This is a genomic window from Devosia sp. (assembly GCF_025809055.1).
In the GTDB taxonomy this organism is placed as follows: domain Bacteria; phylum Pseudomonadota; class Alphaproteobacteria; order Rhizobiales; family Devosiaceae; genus Devosia.
Map to the genome: position 1 here is coordinate 1,581,947 of NZ_CP075529.1, position 18,152 is coordinate 1,600,098.

The following is an 18,152-nucleotide window of genomic DNA, read 5'->3' on the forward strand; positions in this document are numbered from 1 at the left end:
ACCCGTTTTCACCCCCGTCCCTCCCGTTTCATCCGGTCCACGCCCATCAACACCCGCTCGGGCGTCACCGGCGTATCGAGTTGCGGCGCGTGCCGGTAATCCGCGACGCTCGCCACCGCCATGCCGAGCGCTTCGACCACCGAAATGGCCAGCATGAACGGCGGCTCGCCCACGGCCTTGGAGCGGCCGATGGTCGGTTCGCGATTGACCGACCACTCCGCGAGCTTGACGTTGAAGATCGGCGGCAGGTCTGAAGCCAGCGGGATTTTGTAAGTCGAGGGCGCGTGCGTGCGCAATTGCCCCTTGGCATCCCAGACCAGTTCCTCGGTGGTCAGCCAGCCCATGCCCTGGATGAAGCCGCCTTCCACCTGGCCCATGTCCACGGCCGGGTTCAGCGATTTGCCGACATCGTGCAGGATGTCGACGCGATCCACCGTATATTCGCCAGTCAGCGTATCGATGGTCACCTCGCTGACCGAGGCCCCATAGGCGAAATAGTAGAAGGGATGGCCACGTCCCGTCGCCCGATCCCAGTGGATTTTCGGCGTCTTGTAGAACCCGGCAGCCGAGAGTTGCACGCGGTTCATATAGGCCGACGCCGCCAGTTCCGCGAAAGGCACGAATTTGTGCCCCGCATTGAGGCCGCCCTGCACCCACTGGCAGTCCGCTTCGTCGCATTCGTAAAGTTTTGCGGCATGGGCAATCAGTCGTGACTTGATCTGCTCGCAGGCATCATAGGCCGCCATGCCGTTGAGATCGGACCCCGACGAGGCCGCCGTGGCCGAGGTGTTGGGCACCTTTCCGGTCGAGGTCGCCATGATCTTGACGGTGTCGAGATTGACCCCGAAGGCATCGGCCACCACCTGCGCCACCTTGATATAGAGCCCCTGCCCCATCTCGGTGCCGCCATGGCTGAGATGGATCGAGCCATCCTTATAGACATGCACCAGCGCCCCGGCCTGATTGTACCAGGTCGCCGTGAACGAGATGCCGAATTTTACCGGCGTCAGCGCGATGCCCTTCTTGAGGACGGAACTGGTCTCGTTGAAGTCGATAACGCCCTGCCGCCGCGCCTGATAGTCGGACGAGGTTTCGAGTTCTTCGACCACCCGGTGGACGATATTGTCCTCCACCACCTGGTGATAGGGCGTCACATTGTCGGTATCGGTGCCATAGAAATTGGCCTTGCGGATATCGAGCGGGTCCTTGCCCAGCGCATAGGCGATGTCCTCGATCCAGCGCTCCGCCCCCATCATGCCCTGCGGTCCGCCAAAACCGCGAAAAGCCGTATTGGACACGGTATTGGTGTAGAGCGGCTCCGATCGCGCCCGCACCGCCGGATACCAATAGGCATTGTCGCAATGGAACAGTGCCCGGTCGGACACCGGGCCAGTGAGGTCCGACGAAAAGCCGCCCCGCGTGCCATAAACGGCGTCCACGGCGAGAATTTTTCCGTTCTCGTCATAGCCGACATCGTAATCGACCACGAAATCATGCCGCTTGCCGGTCGCCTGCATGTCGTCGTCGCGGTCCGGCCTGATCTTGCAGGCGCGGTTCCATTTCTTGGCGGCGAGGGCTGCCACGGCCGCAAAGAGATTGCCCTGCGTTTCCTTGCCACCGAAACCGCCGCCCATGCGGCGCACATTGATGGTCACCGCATTGTGCCGGATACCCAGGACCTGGGCGACCATGAGCTGCACCTCGCTCGGGTGCTGGGTCGAGGAATGGATCACCACATCCTCGTCCTCGCCCGGGATCGCCAACGCGATCTGGCCTTCAAGGTAGAAATGGTCCTGCCCGCCGATGGTGATGGCGCCCTTGGCGCGGCGCGGCGCGGCGGCAAGGCCCGCATCCACATTGCCGCGTTCGAGCTTCAATGGCTCGGTGACAAGCTTGCCACCGCTCTGCTGCGCCGACCGCACGTCCGGTATCCAGTCGAGGTCGCGATATTCGATTTTAGCCAGTTGCGCCGCCCGCCGCGCCTGGTCGCGCGTCTCGGCCACCACGGCAAATATCGGCTGCCCCCAGAACTGCACCTTGCCCACGGCAAAGATCGGCTCGTCATGCTTGTGGCTGGGCGACACGTCGTTTTCGCCGGGAATATCCTCAGGCCCAAGCACGCCGATCACACCCGGCGCGGCCTTGACGGCACTCAGATCGGCCGAGACGATTTCGGCATGCGGCCTGGTCGACAGGCCCAGATAGGCATGCATCGTGCCCACCGGCTCGATCATGTCGTCAATATATTCGGCCGTGCCCGTCACATGTTTCGGACCGCTGTCATGGCGGGTCTTGGTGTGGAGGACCGACAGGGAAACAGGCGCTTCGTGCTTGTTCATGGGCTAGTCCCCTCTCTTCCCCTCTCCCCTTGTGGGAGAGTGTGGATCGCGCACAGCGCGAGACGGGTGAGGGGTTTCAGCCGGATTGCGACGGCCATGGAGATAATGGGCAAGAACCCCTCATCCGCCCTTCGGGCACCTTCTCCCTCAAGGGGAGAAGGAAGAAGTGAGACATCCATCACGCCACCTCCCGCTTCAGCCGCTCACCTTGCCCCTGGGTTTCCAGCCAGAACCGCTTGAGCAGATTCTGCGCCGTGAGCAGCCGGTATTCGGCCGAAGCACGCATGTCCGAAATCGGCTGAAAATCCTCGCCGAAAGCCGTCAGAACCGCCTCGATGGTTTCCATGGTCCAGGGCTTGCCCACCAGCGCCGCCTCGACGGCCTTGGCGCGCTTGGGTGTCGCCGCCATGCCGCCAAAGGCGATGCGCGCCATCCCCACCATGCCCGCATCGTTGACGAAAACGCGGAACGCCCCGCACAGCGCCGAAATGTCCTCTTCGCGCCGCTTGGAAATCTTGTAGGTGGCAAACCGTTCGCCCGCCGGCAGCAGGGGAATGGTCACGCTTTCCACGAACTCGCCCGGCCGCCGGTCCTGTTTGCCATAGGCCAGGAAATAGTCTTCGAGCTTGATCTCCCGGCGGTGCTCCCCCTGCCGCAGGTGCAGCTTGGCCCCCAGCGCGATGAAGGGCGGCGGCGTGTCGCCGATGGGCGAACCATTGGCGATATTGCCGCCAATCGTGCCCATATTGCGCACCTGCTCGCCGGCAAACCGGTTCCAGAGCTCGCCCAATTGCGGGAAGTTCGCTTCGATGGCCGGCCGCGCTTCCGAATAGGTCACACCGGCATAAAGGCGCAACTCGCTGTCGTTTTCGGCAATGCGCTTCAATTCTTCCAGATGACCGATGAAGATCACCGGGCCGATGCTGCGCATGAATTTGGTGACCCACAGTCCCACATCGGTCGAACCAGCCACGATCCGCGCATCCGGATTGGCCTCATAAATGGCGGCAAAGTCGTCAAGGTTTGCGGGAATGAATATCCGGTTCTCACCCGAGCCAATTTCCACCCGCCGCCCATCCCGGATCGCCTTGATCTTGTCCTTGACGGCAATGCGCTCGGCCCAGAGCGGATCGCCCTGTGGTTGGCCATGTTCGGAAATCGACTGGCCTGCCCGGATGATCGGCGCGTAACCGGTGCAGCGGCAGAGATTGCCCTGTAGCGCTGTTTCGATGGCGGCGCGCGACGGATTGGGCTCGCGCATCCAAAGCCCATAGAGGCTCATCACGAAGCCCGGCGTGCAAAAGCCGCACTGCGAGCCGTGGTGGTCGACCATGGCCTGCTGCACCGGATGCAGCGCCCCGTTCTCGCCGCGCAAGTGCTCGATGGTCACCACATGGGTGCCATGGAGGCTCCCGACGAAGCGGATGCAGGCGGTCACCGAGTCATAAACGACGTCCTCGCCCATGAGCTTGCCCACCAGCACCGTGCAGGCCCCGCAATCGCCCTCGGCGCAGCCTTCCTTCGACCCCCGCAGCCGCCGCTCCAACCGCAACCAGTCGAGCAGCGTCAGGTCCGGCGCGACATCGGTGAGCGTCACCTCTTCGCCGTTGAGCAGGAACCGGATGGCATTGGTGATCTCGACCATCCGCTCAACTCCCCCGATAGGTCGAATAGGCGAACGGGCTCACCAGCAGCGGCACGTGATAGTGCTTGTCTTCGGAAATGGTGAAGCGGATCGGCACCACATCGAGAAACGGCGTCGAGATCTCGACGCCGACGCGCTCGAAATACTGCCCGACATGAAAGCGGATCTCGTATTCGCCGTGCTGGAATTCCTCGTCCAGCAAGGGCTGGTCCACGCGCCCATCCGCATTGGTGTAGCTATCGAGCAGGTGATGGGTGTGGTCGCCATGCACGAAGTGCAGTTCCAGCCGCATGCCGCGCGCCGGTGTGCCGTGCATGGTGTCGAGGACATGGGTGGTGAGGCGTCCGCCCGACATATGCTGCTCCGAATTCGTTCCCCTGAGGAATGAGACTATCGCAACACAGCCGGGGCGCAATGCACATTTTTTACCAACTGGTCCACTTTTGTGCATCTTGTGCGCGCTGGCCGGGCGGCTAAACTTCATCCGACAGGTTGAAAAAGGGCCCCGATATGAACCGCTATCCCCGTGACATGCATGGCTACGGCCAGACCCCGCCCCCGGCAAACTGGCCCGGCGGCGCGCATGTGGCGGTGCAGTTCGTGCTGAACTACGAAGAGGGCGGCGAGAACAATATCCTGCATGGCGATGCCGCTTCAGAGGCCTTCCTCGTCGATGTGCTCGGGGCCCAGCCCTGGCCGGACCAGCGTCATGCCAATGTGGAATCCATGTATGAATATGGTGCCCGCGCCGGTTTCTGGCGGCTGCATCGCCTGTTCACCGAGGCCGGCCTGCCGGTCACCGTCTATGGCGTCGCCACCGCCCTGATGCGCGCGCCGGCCCAGCTTGCGGCCATGCAGGAGGCAGGCTGGGAAATCGCCAGCCACGGCCTCAAATGGGTGCAGCACAAGGACATGCCCGCTTCCGAGGAGAGCGCCCAGATTGCCGAGGCCGTACGCCTGCACACCATCGCCACCGGCTCCCGCCCGCTGGGCTGGTACACCGGACGGTCCAGCCTCAACACCGTGGATCTGGTCGCCAACTATGGCGGCTTCGCCTATATTTCCGACACCTATGACGATGACCTGCCCTATTGGCGGCTCGTCGGCGGCAAGCCGCAACTGATCATCCCCTATACGCTCAGCGCCAACGACATGCGCTTCGTCACCGCGCCGGGTTTTGACAATGGCGAGGAATATTTCACCTTCCTCAAGGACAGTTTTGACTGCCTCTATGCCGAGGGCTTGGCCGGAAGCCCCAAGATGATGTCCATCGGCCTGCATTGCCGCCTGGTGGGCCAACCGGGCCGCTATCACGGGCTCAGAAAATTCGTCGATTACATCAGGGGTTTTGACAAAGTCTGGGTGCCGACACGCCTCGCCATTGCCGAGCACTGGGCCCAAGAACATCCCTATGTCGCCCCCGAAGTCATTCCCAGCCAGCTCGAGCGCGATGCTTTCGTCGCCCGCTATGGCTCGATCTTCGAGCACTCGCCATGGATCGCCGAGCGGGCCTGGGAAGCCGAAATGGGCCCGGCAAACGACACGGCCATCGGACTGCATTTCGCGCTGCGCAATCAGTTCCGCATGGCGAGCGAGGCCGAACGGCTGGGCGTCCTGCGCGCCCACCCCGACCTTGCCGGCAAGCTCGCGGCCGCAAAACGGCTCACCGCCGATTCCACGGCCGAGCAGGCCTCGGCCGGTCTCGACGCCCTCACCGACACCGAGCGCAATGACTTCACCGCGCTCAACAGCGCCTATGTCGAAAAGTTCGGCTTTCCGTTCATCATCGCCGTCCGCGACAATACCAAGGTTTCAATTCTGGAAGCCTTCCGTCACCGGCTCGACAACAGCGCCGATCAGGAATTTGCCACCGCCTGCGCCCAGGTCGAGCGCATCGCGCTATTGCGATTGCAGGCTGTGATGCCCTAACCGGTCTCGTCGCTATCGCGTTCGGCGGCGTCATCGGCCAGACCGAACAGGAGTGCGAGAACACCGAGCCACGGCAGGTGGTGTTGCATCCAATTGGGCCGCACGGCGCCGATACTCTGGAACAGGCTATTCATCCCGCCAGTATCGGCCCCAAAATGTTGAAATTCAGTAACCCTAACGCGGGCTTAAGGCCTGATCGATAGCCTCCAGCATCGAGGCCCAGGCCCGCCCTGTCTGCTCAAGATAGTCTGTCCATTCGTCACTCATCTCGTGACTGGCATAGACGATTGAGCCCGCGCCCTCCGGCTCGATACGCAGGGTCACGAGAGAATTGTCCTCCTGCTCCTCCGCCGGATCGACGAACCAGCTGAAGGCGATCCGGTGCGGTCTCTCCAGCTCCTTATAATAGCCCCAGGCCTCCGAGCCGTCGCGGCTATCGGCAAAGCAGTAGCGCCCGCCCACCACCGCATCGACCTGGATCCGGGTAACCTGCGCCTCGGGTTCAGTCTCGCGCAGGTGGACCACCATCCATTGTCGCAACAGCGCCGGGTCGGTCCAGGCTGCAAAGACCTGGTCCGGCGTCAGCGATGCAAACCTGTGTCTTGCCTCAGCGGTGACCGTGCTCACTTGTAAAAACCCTCGCGGAAGCGGATGCCGTGTTCCTTCCACACACGCATGGCGCAGAGCATCCCGGTCCAGCCCTCGCAATTGCCGAAAGACGCCTTGCGTCCGGCATCGCTCTCGCGAAAACCACCTTCATGGATGCGCACCAGCGTGCGGCCGTCATCCAGTCCCTCGAAGGTCATGGTCACCGTCGTCTGGTAGGTCCCCGCCGCGTCATCGTCCGGGGCCGCGTCCCAGCGCAGCACGATCCGGCTATCCGGCACCACCTCGACCACATGCACCGGAAAGGCGCCGGGAAAATCGTGAAAGTCCCAGCTTACGGTGGCGCCTGTTTCCAGCCGGCCCTTTGCGCCGCCCGTGGTGAAATAGGCCGACAACTCGCCCGGATCGGCGACGGCCTCGAACACCTCGTGCACCGGCTTGGCGATCCGCCCGCTCACTGTGAATTCATAGGCCATCTCGTGTCTCCTCGGTTGACCAGCCGCACAATATGTTATAGTTTCATAACATGTCAACCGACGACCACGACGACCTGATTTTCAAGGCTCTGGGGCACCGCGTCCGGCGCCGGATACTGGACGTTCTCAAAAAGGGGCCCGCCACGACCGGCGCCCTGTGCGAAAAATTCTCCGAGCTCGATCGCTGCACGGTCATGCAGCATCTCGGCGTCCTTGAAGACGCAGGCCTCGTCATCGCCGAAAGGCGTGGCCGCGAGCGCTGGAACCATCTCGACGCCCTGCCCGTCCACGCCATCCATGAACGCTGGATCGGTCCCTATGCCGCCTATGCGGCGACCATGCTGAGCCGCCTCAAGCACAGCGTCGAGACCGCGCAGAGCTGACGCTTAAGCCGTGACAAGTGCCAGTCACACCGACTAGCTTGGGTGACGTTTCGGGAACACAGGACCGCAATGCCCTACGCCACCCCCAAAGCCGGCCTGCCCGGACAGATGGACCTTCACACCGGCCGCGCCACCTTCACCGAGGCCTATGCCGTCATCCCGCACGGGGTCATGCGCGACATCGTGACCTCCTACCTGCCGCATTGGCGCGACACCCGGCTCTGGGTCATCGCCCGGCCGCTTTCCGGCTTTGCGGAAACCTTTTCCCAATACGTCGTGGAAGTGCAGCCCGGCGGCGGCAGCGAGCGTCCCGAGCCCAATGCCGAGGCCGAAGGGGTGATCTTTGTCGTATCCGGACAACTGACCCTGACGCTCGAGGGTAAGGCCCACCTGCTCGAAGAGGGCGGTTATGCCTTCCTGCCCCCCGGCTGCGTCTGGAGTCTTGTGAACAAGTCCACCGCGCCGGCCTCGTTTCACTGGGTGCGCAAGCGCTACGAGACGGTCGAGGGCATTTCTCCGCCCGAGGCCTTCGTCACCAACGAGAATGAAGTCGACATCCGCTGGATGCCGGGGACCAATGACACCTGGGGCACCACCCGCTTCGTCGAACCGGACGACCTGCGCCACGACATGCATGTCAATATCGTCACCCTCGAACCCGGTGCGGTCATTCCCTTCGAGGAAACTCATGTCATGGAGCACGGGCTCTATGTGCTTGAGGGCAAGGCCGTCTATCGGCTCAACCGCGATTGGGTCGAGGTGGAGGCCGGGGACTTCATGTGGTTGCGCGCTTTCTGCCCGCAGGCCTGTTATGCCGGCCCGCAACGGTTCCGCTACCTGCTCTACAAGGACGTCAACCGCCACGCGAAGCTGCCGTTCTGAGCCATGAGCGATCGCGCAATCACCATCGAGCCGCTGACCGCCGAGGCCTTTGCGCCCTTCGGACAGGTCATCGAAACCGCCGGGGCCCACCATTATCCCATCAATAACGGCAAGACTGAGCGCTATCACGACTTGGCCCGGGTCGAATTGGGTGGCGTCCATCCGCGCCCGCTGATTTCGATTTTTCGCGGCGAGCCCTATGCACTGCCGCTTTCCCTGAAACTCGTCGAGCGCCATCCGCTCGGCAGCCAGGCCTTCTACCCGCTGTCGAACACGCCCTGGCTGGTCATCGTTGCCGAGGACGCCGGGGGCACACCCACGAGCCTGCGCGCTTTCCGGCCTCAACCGGGTCAGGGCGTCAACATCGCCATGAACACCTGGCATGGTGTGCTGACCCCGCTCGAAATGCCGGCAGACTTTCTCGTCGTCGACCGCGGGGGCGACGGCAACAATCTCGAAGAACATCACTTCGACCGGCCCTATGTCATCTCCGCGCCGGCACAATAACCCTAAGTCGAAAGCGTGCTCGCCTGCCGCCTGACGCTGCGTTAATCTTCAGGTATCGGAAGGAGATCGCACTCATGTTCATGCGTCTGTTCTTGGGCCTGGCCATGCTCGCCCTGTCCGTCTTTCCCACCCTGGCGCAGCCGGTCTCGCTTTCCGGCACCGTAACCTATCGCGAGCGCATGGCCCTGCCGCCCGGCGCCAGCCTGACCATCGCCGTGGTCACCCTGGGCGGCAACAGCGTCATTGCCTCGGCTCATTCCGCTGTCGTTGCCGGCAGCCAGCCGCCGCTCGATTTCACCCTCAACCTGCGCAGCCAGTCGGTGCACAGCGCCGGAAAGGTCGGGTTGGTCGCCACCATCAGCCATGGCGGCACGCCGCTTTTCCGGAATGCCGTGCCGGTGCCGGTCGATCTCTCCCGCCCGGACGGCTATGCCATCATGGTGCAGCGCCTGCCCGCGCCGCCCCCGCCCGCCGAGCCGCCACCCGCACCGGAACCGGAACCGGAACCGGAGGATGACATGCCAATTGATGCGGAGCTTCTCGAAACCGTCTGGGTCGTCACCAGCATCGGCGGCCGGCCCGTATCCGCCGAACGGCCGGCCACGCTTTCTATTGCCCTTGATCGGCGTGCCGGCGGCACATCGGGCTGCAACAGCTATTTCTCCGAGGCCGTCATCGAAGCCGACACCATCGCCTTCAGCGCTGCAGCCGCGACACGCATGGCCTGCGCGCCCGAGTTGATGGAGCAGGAGAGCGCCTATTTCGCGGCTCTCGCCGCCGTCCGCTTCTACCAGGTCGAGGGCAACAGCCTGCGCCTGCTCGATGCTGCGCGCGTGCCCCTGGTGGGGCTGGTGCGACAGGAGCCCTGATTGGACAACCACAGCCTCATCACCCGCTTCTTCGACGTCATCGAGACCGACATCGCGGCCATGACGCAGGCAGGAGTCGGCAAGGGCAACAAGCTTTTCGGCGCCGCCATCCTGCGCAAGTCCGATCTGTCGGTGGTGATCGCCGAAACCAATAACGAAACCGAAAATCCGCTTTGGCATGGCGAAATGCACGCCATCAAGCGCTTCTACGAACTGCCCGCCGCGCAGCGGCCGGACCCACGGGACTGCCTGTTCCTGGCCACCCACGAACCCTGTTCGCTCTGCCTGTCGGGCATCACCTGGTCCGGCTTCGACAATTTCTATTATCTCTTCAGTTACGAGGACACGCGCGATAGCTTCGGCATCCCCCACGACATCGCTATCCTGCGCGAAGTCTATGCGGTTCCCGACCCTGATCGCTCCGCCGCGCCCGATGACCGGCCGCTCTACAACCGCTCCAACCGGTTCTGGACCAGCCATTCGATCATGGGCATGCTGGCCGGGCTCGACCGCAGCCATCGCGAAACGCTGCTGGCGCGTCTCGACGACATCAACGCCTTCTACAACGACGTGTCGGCCGCCTATCAGAGCAGCAAGGGGCACAAGGGCATTCCCCTGGCCTGAGGCCTATTCGGCCATGATCACAGCCGCCCGCTCGCTCCGCGGCACCTCCGCGAAAGAGGCAGCAAGGGCCAGAAAACTCAGCGAAAGCGCAAACAGCGCCGTAGTGAAAATCTGTGACATCGGAATCCCCCGATTGAATGACGCGCGGCCGATCTCTGTCAGCTCGCCATCCTTCTAATCCGGTCAGTTTGAACCCCGTGCGAATGCGCCGTTAAGATTTCGTTCATGTCCCGCTCAGCGCATGGCAGGCATGTGGGCAGAACCTTTTGGCTGCGGCTGCGTTGAAATCCCTATCCATCAATGCAACCAAGGAGCAGCCATGTCCGATCTGCTTGCTCATTCCGATGGCGCGGCGCCCCTGCTCGCCATCTTCACCGATTTCGACGGCACGCTTGTCGAGATCGCTGAGACCCCCGACGCCGTCGAGGTATCCTCCGCTCTCACCGATCAGCTCGATCGCGCGCTGGTCGATTTCGACCACGCCTTTGCCGTTCTGACCGGGCGCGAAATCGCCGATATCGACCGGTTTCTGGCGCCCTTGAACCTGCCGATTGCCGGCGCGCACGGTGCCGAACGCCGCCGCGCCGATGGCTCCATGGACCTGCCTGACGCAACGGTTGTCGAAAGCGCCAGGGATATCGCTGCCGCGCTCGAGCCGCTGGTGCAGTCGCATCCCGAGCTGTTGGTCGAGCCAAAACAGGCCGCCGTCGCGCTGCATTTCCGCCAGGCGCCCGATCTCGAAGGCGTCTGTCACCTGGCCGTGCAGGAAGCGGTGCTCCACCACGCCGATTTCACCCTGGTACCCGGCAAGATGGTGATCGAAGCCCGCCCGGCGGCCTTCGACAAGGGCGCTGCCCTCAAGGCCTTCATGCAGGAAGAACCCTTTGCCGGCCGCACGCCTATCTTCATCGGCGACGATCGCACCGATGAAGACGCCTTCCGCGCCGCCCAGGAACTGGGTGGCATGGGCATCAAGCTCGGGCCGGGCGAAACCAGTGCCCGCATGCGCATCGCCGATGTCAGCTCCGTCCATGCCCTGCTGCGCGGATTGGGCGACATGGCCACCCGCCAGCGCCCGGCAGAGCCGATCCTGGCCGATACGGTGGCACACTAAGCGCCTGGCGGAAAAGTGGACCCCGCTTTTCCGCCCGGAACAGCCGCCGCAAGATTGATCGAAGGAGAACGAACCAGATGAGCCGCATTGTCATTGTATCGAACCGCACCCCCGGCAAGGGCCCCGCAGCAGGCGGGCTGGCCGTGGCCCTGCGCAAGGTACTGGCCGATCGCGAGGGCTTCTGGTTCGGCTGGTCGGGCAAGCTGACCGATCAGCCCTCCACCGAGGCGCGGATCGAAGACATTGATGGCCTGGAGGTCGCCCAGATCGACCTCACCCGCGACGATCACCACGCCTACTATGCCGGTTTCTCCAATTCGATCCTGTGGCCCAGCTTTCACTTGCGGCTCGATCTCGCCACCATCGAAAGCCACTGGTACGAAGGCTATCGCCGCGTCAATGCACAGTTCGCCAAGGCCCTCGCGCCGCTGCTCAAGCCCGACGACATTGTCTGGGTGCACGATTATCACCTGATCCCCTTGGCACGCGAACTGCGCAATCTTGGCGCGAAAAACCGCATCGGCTTTTACCTCCACATTCCCTTCCCCACCGCCGATGCGCTCTACGCCATCCCGCACCACGAGGAACTCATGCGCGACCTGTCGCGCTATGACCTGGTTGGCTTCCAGGCCCGCCGCGACGTGGCGGCCTTCACCGAGTTTGCCGAGCACCAGGCGCCCTCGACCTTTGGTGGCCACAAGGCCAAGGCCATCGATTTCTCGGGCACCGCCGTCGAGGCCTTCCCCATCGGGTCGGACCCGGAGGCCTTTGCAAAGCTGTCGGTCAGCCCGGCCGCAACCAAGATGATCCATCGCATGCATCGTGCCCTGGGCGATCAGAGGCTCGTGCTCGGCGTCGACCGGCTCGACTATTCCAAGGGCCTGCCGCAGCGCGTTGAAGCCTATGAAAAGTTGTTGGCCAACAATTCCCGGCTGCGCAGGCAGGTGCACATGCTGCAGGTCGCCCCGCCCTCGCGCGATACGATCAAGGAATATCAGGAGACCAGCGACACGCTCGACGCCATTTGCGGGCGCGTCATGGGCCAGTTCGCCGAGCCGGACTGGCAGCCGCTGACCTATGTGAAACGCGCCTATGGACAGCCCAGCCTTGCCGGCCTCTACCGGCTCGCCCGTGTCTGCCTCGTCACACCCCTGCGCGATGGCATGAACCTGGTGGCGCACGAATTTATCGGCGCGCAGGATCCGGAAGATCCCGGCGTCCTGATCCTGTCGCGTTTTGCCGGCGCCGCCGAGATTTTCCCCGAGGCCCTGCTGGTCAACCCGTTCGACACCGATGAGACGGCCGAGGCCCTGCGCATCGCGCTGGACATGCCACTCGATGAGCGCCGCGACCGCTGGCGCGCCCTGATGGACGCCGCCATGGCCCATAATGTCGACGATTGGGCCGTGGAGTTTCTCGATGGCCTGGCCCCGGACGCCATGGCCGAAACCAGGCCCAGCCGCGACATGCTCTATCTCGCCTCGGTCGCCTAGGATTGGCCCAACGGTGAGTTAATGCACCGCCCTTCTATACCTCCCCCTGACCAGGGGGAGGTAGCGCCGCTAGGCCCGCAGGGCCGTAGCAAAGCTGGGTGGGGGTGGTTTCAGCCCAGGTCAAAACAAGAGCAGACTTGGCGCGGCTACGTGCCCCTGACCCACGGGCTTGCCGACGCCGCCAGCAATGTCACCAGCATGCGGTTGATCGGCGTGGGAATGCCGTGCTTTTCCCCCAGCCGCACGATGACGCCATTGCGCGCATCCACTTCCATGGGGTTTCCTGCCAGCCTGTCGGCATGAATAGACCCGCCAACCGCGCCTTCCGGCATGGACCGCAGGGTGTCGACGACCTTTTCCACCACGCTGTCCGGCACGTCTGCGCCCTCCGCCCGGCCGACCAGCGCGCATTCCTGCGCCAGGCCGCGCACCATGGCCTCGAGGTCCGCTGACCAGACCGGGCCTGTCGCTCGCAGGGTCAGCGAAGGAATGATCGAGCCGCAATTGCCGCAAAGCTTGACCCAGAGCTGGCTGAGGAAATCCTCATGCGTTGCCGCTTCGATCTCTGTATGGGCGAACAGGGCCACGAAATCATCGCCATCGGACCCGGCCGGCACGGCAATAATGCCATGGCCGCTCTGGACGATCCGGCCGGGCGCCTTCCGCGTCGCCGGCAGGTTGATCATGACCGGCAGGAGCCTGTCCGCTGGCACCAGATGTTCGAACAGCCTGACCTGTTCCACCCCGTTCTGCACGATGGCGACCCGGGTGCCCTCGCCCACCAGAAGGTCGAGCCAGGGCTTCGTATCGTCCGCAGAGTAGGTCTTGGTCGTGACCAGCACCCAGTCGACCACTTTCGCCTGGGCCGGGTCGGTCAGAACCTCGGGATTGGCGCTGATCGTGCCCAGTTGCGTCTCGATGACCAGGTCGGTCAGCGGCGAGCGCGCGCAAACGGCAATCTCGAGCGCCTCGTTCTGCGCCAGCCAGGCCGCAACAGTGCCCCCGATCGCGCCCGGTCCGACAATGGCAATTCTGGTCATGGCATGTCCCGACAAACTGGTTCCAGCCGTCTCTATAGCGTCGAACGGGTGAACTGATCCACCGGTTCAATCGTCCCCCCCGCCCCCCGTGGAGAGGGCCAGGGTGAGGGGTGGAATCGCCTTGAAAGTGGCACGACCAAGAAAAATGGGCGGCCCCAAGGCCGCCCATCTTCACATCTGGTTCGTCTTACGCGCTTGCCGAATTGCGACGGGCGCGCCCGGCATCGCGCTGGCCCTTGGTCCAGCGTGGCTTGCCCGACTTGCCGCCGGGCTTGCCCATAACCTTGCCGGTCTCGCCATCGCGACGCACGACCTTGCCCGCGCCGGTATTGACCCGCTCGCCGTTGGCCGGCGCCGCCGACTTGGTCCGCTCGCCACCGGGACGCGGCGAGTTGAACTTGCGCTGGCTATTGGCCTTTGGATTGCGCGGCGTGCGCGCGCCACCCGGCGCACCGGCCGCATTGCGCGGCTGGCGCGGGGCCGGTGCCACTTCCACCAGGTTCACATCGCCGGACACCGGCAGCGTGCGCCGGATCAGGCGCTCGACATCGCGCAGCTTGCTCTTTTCGGTGCCGTCGCACAGCGTGATGGCGATGCCAGAGGCGCCATTGCGGCCGGTCCGGCCGATGCGGTGCACATAGTTCTCCGGATCGTCCGGCAGTTCATAATTCACCACATGGGTGATGCCCTGCACGTCGATGCCGCGCGCCGCGATATCGGTCGCGACCAGGATGCGCACCGAACCGCTGGCAAAACCCTTGAGCGCCGCCTGGCGGGCATTCTGGCTCTTGTTGCCGTGAATGGCGGCAGCCTCGTGCCCGTCGATGGCCAGGTTCTTGGCCACGCGGTCGGCGCCATGCTTGGTGCGCGAAAAGATGATGACGCGCTCCATGCCTTCCTTCTCGTCGGCGAGCAGGTCGTTGAGAACGCCGCGCTTGGCCTTGGAGCCGGACATGATCACGCGCTGGTCGATCTTGACCACGGTGGAGCCCTGCGGCGCCGCCTCGACCTTGATCGGTTCCTTGAGCAGTGTCTTGGCCAGGTCTTCGACTTCTGCGGCCATGGTTGCCGAGAACAGCATGGTCTGGCGCCGCAGGCCGATGGCCTTGGCGATCGCCCGTACCGGGGCGATAAAGCCCATGTCGAGCATCCGGTCGGCCTCGTCCAGAACCAGCCAGCGCGTTTCGTTGAGGCGGATCTTGTTGTCGTCCAACAGGTCTTTCAGGCGTCCGGGGGTGGCGACGACCACGTCGACACCCTTGGCGATCTTCTGCACCTGGTGATAGCGCGACACCCCGCCCAGGACGAGCACGGTATCGAGCCTCATCTTGGACCCGGCGAACTTGCGCAGGTTTTCCTCGATCTGCACCGCCAGTTCACGCGTCGGCGCCAGGATCAGCGCGCGCGTCGTCATCGGCCGCGGGCGGCCGGTCAGGCCCATGATGCCGGCCAGGATCGGCAGGCCAAAGGCCGCCGTCTTGCCCGATCCGGTCTGGGCAATGCCCAGCATGTCCCGGCCTTCGAGCAGTTTCGGAATGGCCTGGTGCTGGATTTTCGTGGGCTCGGTGAAACCGCCCGCAGTCAGGCTGTCGGTGATCTGGGTCGGCAGACCGAGCGAAACAAAGTCGTTCAAATTCTTGTCTTTCATGGTGCGCGAAACCGCGCAGGCGCCCTGCCGCAAACACGACGAGCGCATCTTCAAATTGCAATCGGGCGATAGGGATATCGCGCGGGTGCTGGCTCAAACCCGGACCGATTGCCACTTGGCGATCTGGGTATCCGGGCTGACTTCGCCGCTCACCGCATGAGTAAGAAGAGAAGTCCATCAGCGGTCATTCTGCCGCGACGTGACGCTCATATGGGGGAGATGAGGGAAAAAGGCAAGCACGGGGAATGCAACCCTTCTCTGCACCGGCCTGTTCTTGGTGGCCTTCTCCCCTTGAGGGAGAAGAGCCTGCCCCCGGCTCGAACGGGGGTGCCCGAAGGGCGGATGAGGGGTGCCGCGCGGACCGCAAACCTAGAAGCTACTGGTTGGCGCAGCACCCCTCACCCGTCTCGGCCTTCGGCCGATCCACCCTCTCCCTCAAGGGGAGAGGGAGAAGCGCACCACATCAAATCCCGCCATACCAGTCATAGCCGGCGTCTTCCCAATACCCCCCCTTACCCTGGCCGAAGGGCGACAGGTCATCCACCAGTTCGATCGTGTGGAGATATTTGGGCTGCTTGTAGCCCAGCGCCCGTTCGACCCGCAGGCGGACCGGCGCCCCGTTACTGACCGGCAGGGTCTGATCGTTGAGCCCATAGGCAAGGATCGTCTGCGGGTGATAGGCATCCACGAGGTCCGAGCTGGTATAATAGAGAATGTCGCCGCTCAGCGTCCGCTGGATATTGTCGTAACAGTGATAGACCGCAAAGCGCGCGCCCGGCTTGACGCCGGCCTGGTCCAGCACGGGCCCAAGCGCAGTTCCGGTCCACTTGGCGATGCAGCTCCACCCTTCCACGCAATCGTGGCGGGTAATCTGCGTGCGGCTGGGCATATTGCGCAGTTCGGCCAGCGAGAAGCTGACTTCGCGCTCCACCATGCCCTTGATGGTCAGGCGATAGGGTTCAAAATTCATGCCGCGCAGGAACATGTATTCCGGCGTCGTCGGTTCGGTCGAGCCATTGGGCTTCATGCCCTGGCGGATTTCGCTCTCGGCATATTCGCGCGCCAGCACCTGGTCGCCGATCAGCGCGCGCTGCGCCTGATAGGTGAGCACATTGGCCTGTTCCATCGCATTGCGGATCGGATTGTCCCGCTGCCCGAGGAAATCGAAGGGCGAGCAACCCGACACCGCCAGACCAGAACCCACGGCAGCCGACCCGAGCAGGAAACGACGACGATTGACGATCAGCTTGCTCATGGCTTGTCGCCCTCCTGAGCTTCAGTGCCCGGGCTGGTGCGATACCAGCCGGTGATCATGGATCGCAATTCGTTCAGCGGTCCGGCCAGCAGCACCATGATGATGTGGACCACGAAGAACAGCACCAAAAGCACCATGACCACGAAATGGATGGTCCGCGCCGTCTGCCGCCCGCCGAAGACATCGAGCAGCCACGGCCAGGCCGCGTCCATGCCGGGGCTCATGGTCAGCCCGGTGAGGATGATCAGCGGAAATAGGATGAAGAACACCACGAAATAGCTGAGCTTCTGCAGCGGCGAATAGACCCGGCCATGGTGAAAGCGAAAGCGCGCATGGTCGACGATATCGCCGGGCAATCCGCGCACATCCTGACCCTTGGGCACGATATCGCGCCGCAGGTGCCCATTGATGAAGCTGGCCAGGAACCACACGAACAGCGCCCCGACGAATATCCAGCCAAAGAAGAAATGCACCACGCGCCCCGATGCCAGGTCGCGGAAGGAGGGGATGGTCACAGCGCCGGGAAAGGCCGTGTAGGTCGGGCTCGCTTCCGGGCCGCTCATGCCGAGCACGCCGGTCGTATCGAACGTGTTGCCGAACACCGTGGTGCGGCCGCGCGGTCCCTCAGGCGTGTTCACCGCACCGATGCGCAGCACCGCATTGTCGAACTCGAAGCCTGATTGCTGCCCCACATAGAGCGCCGGATGCGCGTTGAAAATCTGCAATCCCGACAGCAGCAGGAAGAACAGGCAGATCGCCCAGGTCCAGTGCGTCACGCGCGTCCAGATCGACTGGCGGTAGATCAACGGGCCCTTCTTGGAAGGCAGTCCCTCTTGTGTGCTCATGATTTTCCCCCGGCATCGGATCGACCATCTGCCCCTAACTACGGTAGCGCATCGGGCAGATGGTCGCCATCACGCTGATTTTACTGTTTGGGGGCCATGGCATCGCCGCCCATCGCATCGCCACCCATCGCATCCCCGCCCATCGCATCCCCGCCCATCGCATCGCCGCCCATGGCGTCGTGCCCGTTATGAACGTCATGGCAGGCCTGGGCGGCAACTTCGGCAACCGCCGGGAAGGTGATCGCCGCGGCCTGTTCGAGGCAGAGGGTCAGTTCGTCATCGCTCATCATCGGCGCCATGGCATCCATCGCCATGGAGTCGGTCGCCATCGAATCCGTTTCCATGGCATCGCCGCCCATTGCGTCGGTGGCCATGGCATCCTGGGCCTGCACCCCGGTCGCAAAGGCGAGAGCCAGGGCAGTGGCGGCGGACAGCACGAAAATCTTGGACATGGAAGTCTCCCTGTTTCGACCGCCACCCATGCGGCGGTTCGTGCC

The 18,152-nt window shown here is 63.6% G+C and carries 19 protein-coding genes; 8 read left to right on the top strand and 11 right to left on the bottom strand.

Translation table 11 applies throughout. The annotated features are described in order from the left end of the window. Positions 1–8: 8 nt before the first annotated feature. From xdhB to uraH, 3 genes are all read right to left on the bottom strand, one after another. Entirely contained in the window at positions 9–2,339 is a 2,331-nt protein-coding gene (xdhB, locus tag KIT02_RS07745) for a xanthine dehydrogenase molybdopterin binding subunit (protein WP_297584475.1), read from the bottom strand. A gap of 178 nt (positions 2,340–2,517) precedes the next feature. Continuing rightward, entirely contained in the window at positions 2,518–3,984 is a 1,467-nt protein-coding gene (gene xdhA / locus KIT02_RS07750; RefSeq protein ID WP_297584479.1) for a xanthine dehydrogenase small subunit, read from the bottom strand. A gap of 4 nt (positions 3,985–3,988) precedes the next feature. Beyond that, on the bottom strand, positions 3,989–4,339 hold the full coding sequence (gene uraH / locus KIT02_RS07755; protein ID WP_297584483.1) for a hydroxyisourate hydrolase: 351 nt from the start codon (positions 4,337–4,339) through the stop codon (positions 3,989–3,991). A 155-nt stretch (positions 4,340–4,494) separates the two neighbouring features. On the opposite strand from uraH, the gene puuE reads away from it, so the two are divergent. Continuing rightward, the gene (gene puuE, locus KIT02_RS07760; protein ID WP_297584486.1) at positions 4,495–5,913 is read left to right on the top strand and encodes an allantoinase PuuE; all 1,419 of its coding nucleotides are present in this window, start codon (positions 4,495–4,497) and stop codon (positions 5,911–5,913) included. Here the strand turns inward: puuE and KIT02_RS07765 are convergent. The 3 genes from KIT02_RS07765 to KIT02_RS07775 are packed head-to-tail and all read right to left on the bottom strand — an operon-like array spanning position 5,910 to position 6,995. Then, positions 5,910–6,047, bottom strand: coding sequence for a hypothetical protein (locus KIT02_RS07765; protein WP_297584489.1), 138 nt, complete (start codon positions 6,045–6,047; stop codon positions 5,910–5,912). The two genes, puuE and KIT02_RS07765, sit on opposite strands and share 4 nt — an antisense overlap. Positions 6,048–6,087: 40 nt before the next feature. Beyond that, on the bottom strand, positions 6,088–6,540 hold the full coding sequence (locus KIT02_RS07770; RefSeq protein ID WP_297584492.1) for an SRPBCC family protein: 453 nt from the start codon (positions 6,538–6,540) through the stop codon (positions 6,088–6,090). Further along, entirely contained in the window at positions 6,537–6,995 is a 459-nt protein-coding gene (locus KIT02_RS07775; RefSeq protein WP_297584495.1) for an SRPBCC domain-containing protein, read from the bottom strand. The genes KIT02_RS07770 and KIT02_RS07775 overlap by 4 nt, the downstream gene beginning before the upstream one ends. Positions 6,996–7,045: 50 nt before the next feature. Here KIT02_RS07775 and KIT02_RS07780 point away from each other — a divergent pair, with 50 nt between their 5' ends. The 7 genes from KIT02_RS07780 to KIT02_RS07810 all read left to right on the top strand — a co-directional run bounded on the left by KIT02_RS07780 (position 7,046) and on the right by KIT02_RS07810 (position 12,867). Continuing rightward, the gene (locus KIT02_RS07780; protein ID WP_297584498.1) at positions 7,046–7,378 is read left to right on the top strand and encodes a metalloregulator ArsR/SmtB family transcription factor; all 333 of its coding nucleotides are present in this window, start codon (positions 7,046–7,048) and stop codon (positions 7,376–7,378) included. Positions 7,379–7,447: 69 nt separating this feature from the next. Further along, complete coding sequence (locus tag KIT02_RS07785) at positions 7,448–8,260, top strand: bifunctional allantoicase/(S)-ureidoglycine aminohydrolase (protein WP_297584545.1); 813 nt, start codon at positions 7,448–7,450, stop codon at positions 8,258–8,260. A 3-nt stretch (positions 8,261–8,263) separates the two neighbouring features. Beyond that, entirely contained in the window at positions 8,264–8,767 is a 504-nt protein-coding gene (locus KIT02_RS07790; RefSeq protein WP_297584547.1) for an ureidoglycolate lyase, read from the top strand. A 74-nt stretch (positions 8,768–8,841) separates the two neighbouring features. Beyond that, a complete protein-coding gene (locus KIT02_RS07795) occupies positions 8,842–9,636 on the top strand; it encodes an META domain-containing protein (RefSeq protein WP_297584550.1) in 795 nt (264 codons plus the stop codon). 60 nt (positions 9,637–9,696) lie between these two features. Continuing rightward, entirely contained in the window at positions 9,697–10,260 is a 564-nt protein-coding gene (locus KIT02_RS07800) for a nucleoside deaminase (RefSeq protein ID WP_297585154.1), read from the top strand. 319 nt (positions 10,261–10,579) lie between these two features. Continuing rightward, on the top strand, positions 10,580–11,374 hold the full coding sequence (otsB, locus tag KIT02_RS07805) for a trehalose-phosphatase (protein ID WP_297584552.1): 795 nt from the start codon (positions 10,580–10,582) through the stop codon (positions 11,372–11,374). A gap of 77 nt (positions 11,375–11,451) precedes the next feature. After that, complete coding sequence (locus KIT02_RS07810; RefSeq protein WP_297584556.1) at positions 11,452–12,867, top strand: trehalose-6-phosphate synthase; 1,416 nt, start codon at positions 11,452–11,454, stop codon at positions 12,865–12,867. 146 nt (positions 12,868–13,013) lie between these two features. On the opposite strand, the gene KIT02_RS07815 is transcribed toward KIT02_RS07810, so the two are convergent. The 5 genes from KIT02_RS07815 to KIT02_RS07835 form a co-directional block, all read right to left on the bottom strand. Then, entirely contained in the window at positions 13,014–13,907 is an 894-nt protein-coding gene (locus tag KIT02_RS07815) for a 2-dehydropantoate 2-reductase (RefSeq protein WP_297584560.1), read from the bottom strand. Positions 13,908–14,094: 187 nt separating this feature from the next. Beyond that, positions 14,095–15,540: a DEAD/DEAH box helicase gene (locus KIT02_RS07820; RefSeq protein ID WP_297584562.1), complete on the bottom strand. Its 1,446-nt coding sequence runs from the start codon at positions 15,538–15,540 to the stop codon at positions 14,095–14,097. 478 nt (positions 15,541–16,018) lie between these two features. After that, positions 16,019–16,810, bottom strand: coding sequence for a molybdopterin-dependent oxidoreductase (locus KIT02_RS07825; RefSeq protein WP_297584566.1), 792 nt, complete (start codon positions 16,808–16,810; stop codon positions 16,019–16,021). After that, on the bottom strand, positions 16,807–17,655 hold the full coding sequence (locus KIT02_RS07830) for a cytochrome b/b6 domain-containing protein (protein ID WP_297584569.1): 849 nt from the start codon (positions 17,653–17,655) through the stop codon (positions 16,807–16,809). The genes KIT02_RS07825 and KIT02_RS07830 overlap by 4 nt, the downstream gene beginning before the upstream one ends. Positions 17,656–17,735: 80 nt before the next feature. Next, positions 17,736–18,107 carry a pentapeptide MXKDX repeat protein gene (locus KIT02_RS07835; RefSeq protein WP_297584572.1) on the bottom strand — a complete coding sequence of 124 codons (372 nt, stop codon included), beginning with the start codon at positions 18,105–18,107 and terminating at the stop codon, positions 17,736–17,738. Positions 18,108–18,152: the final 45 nt, after the last annotated feature.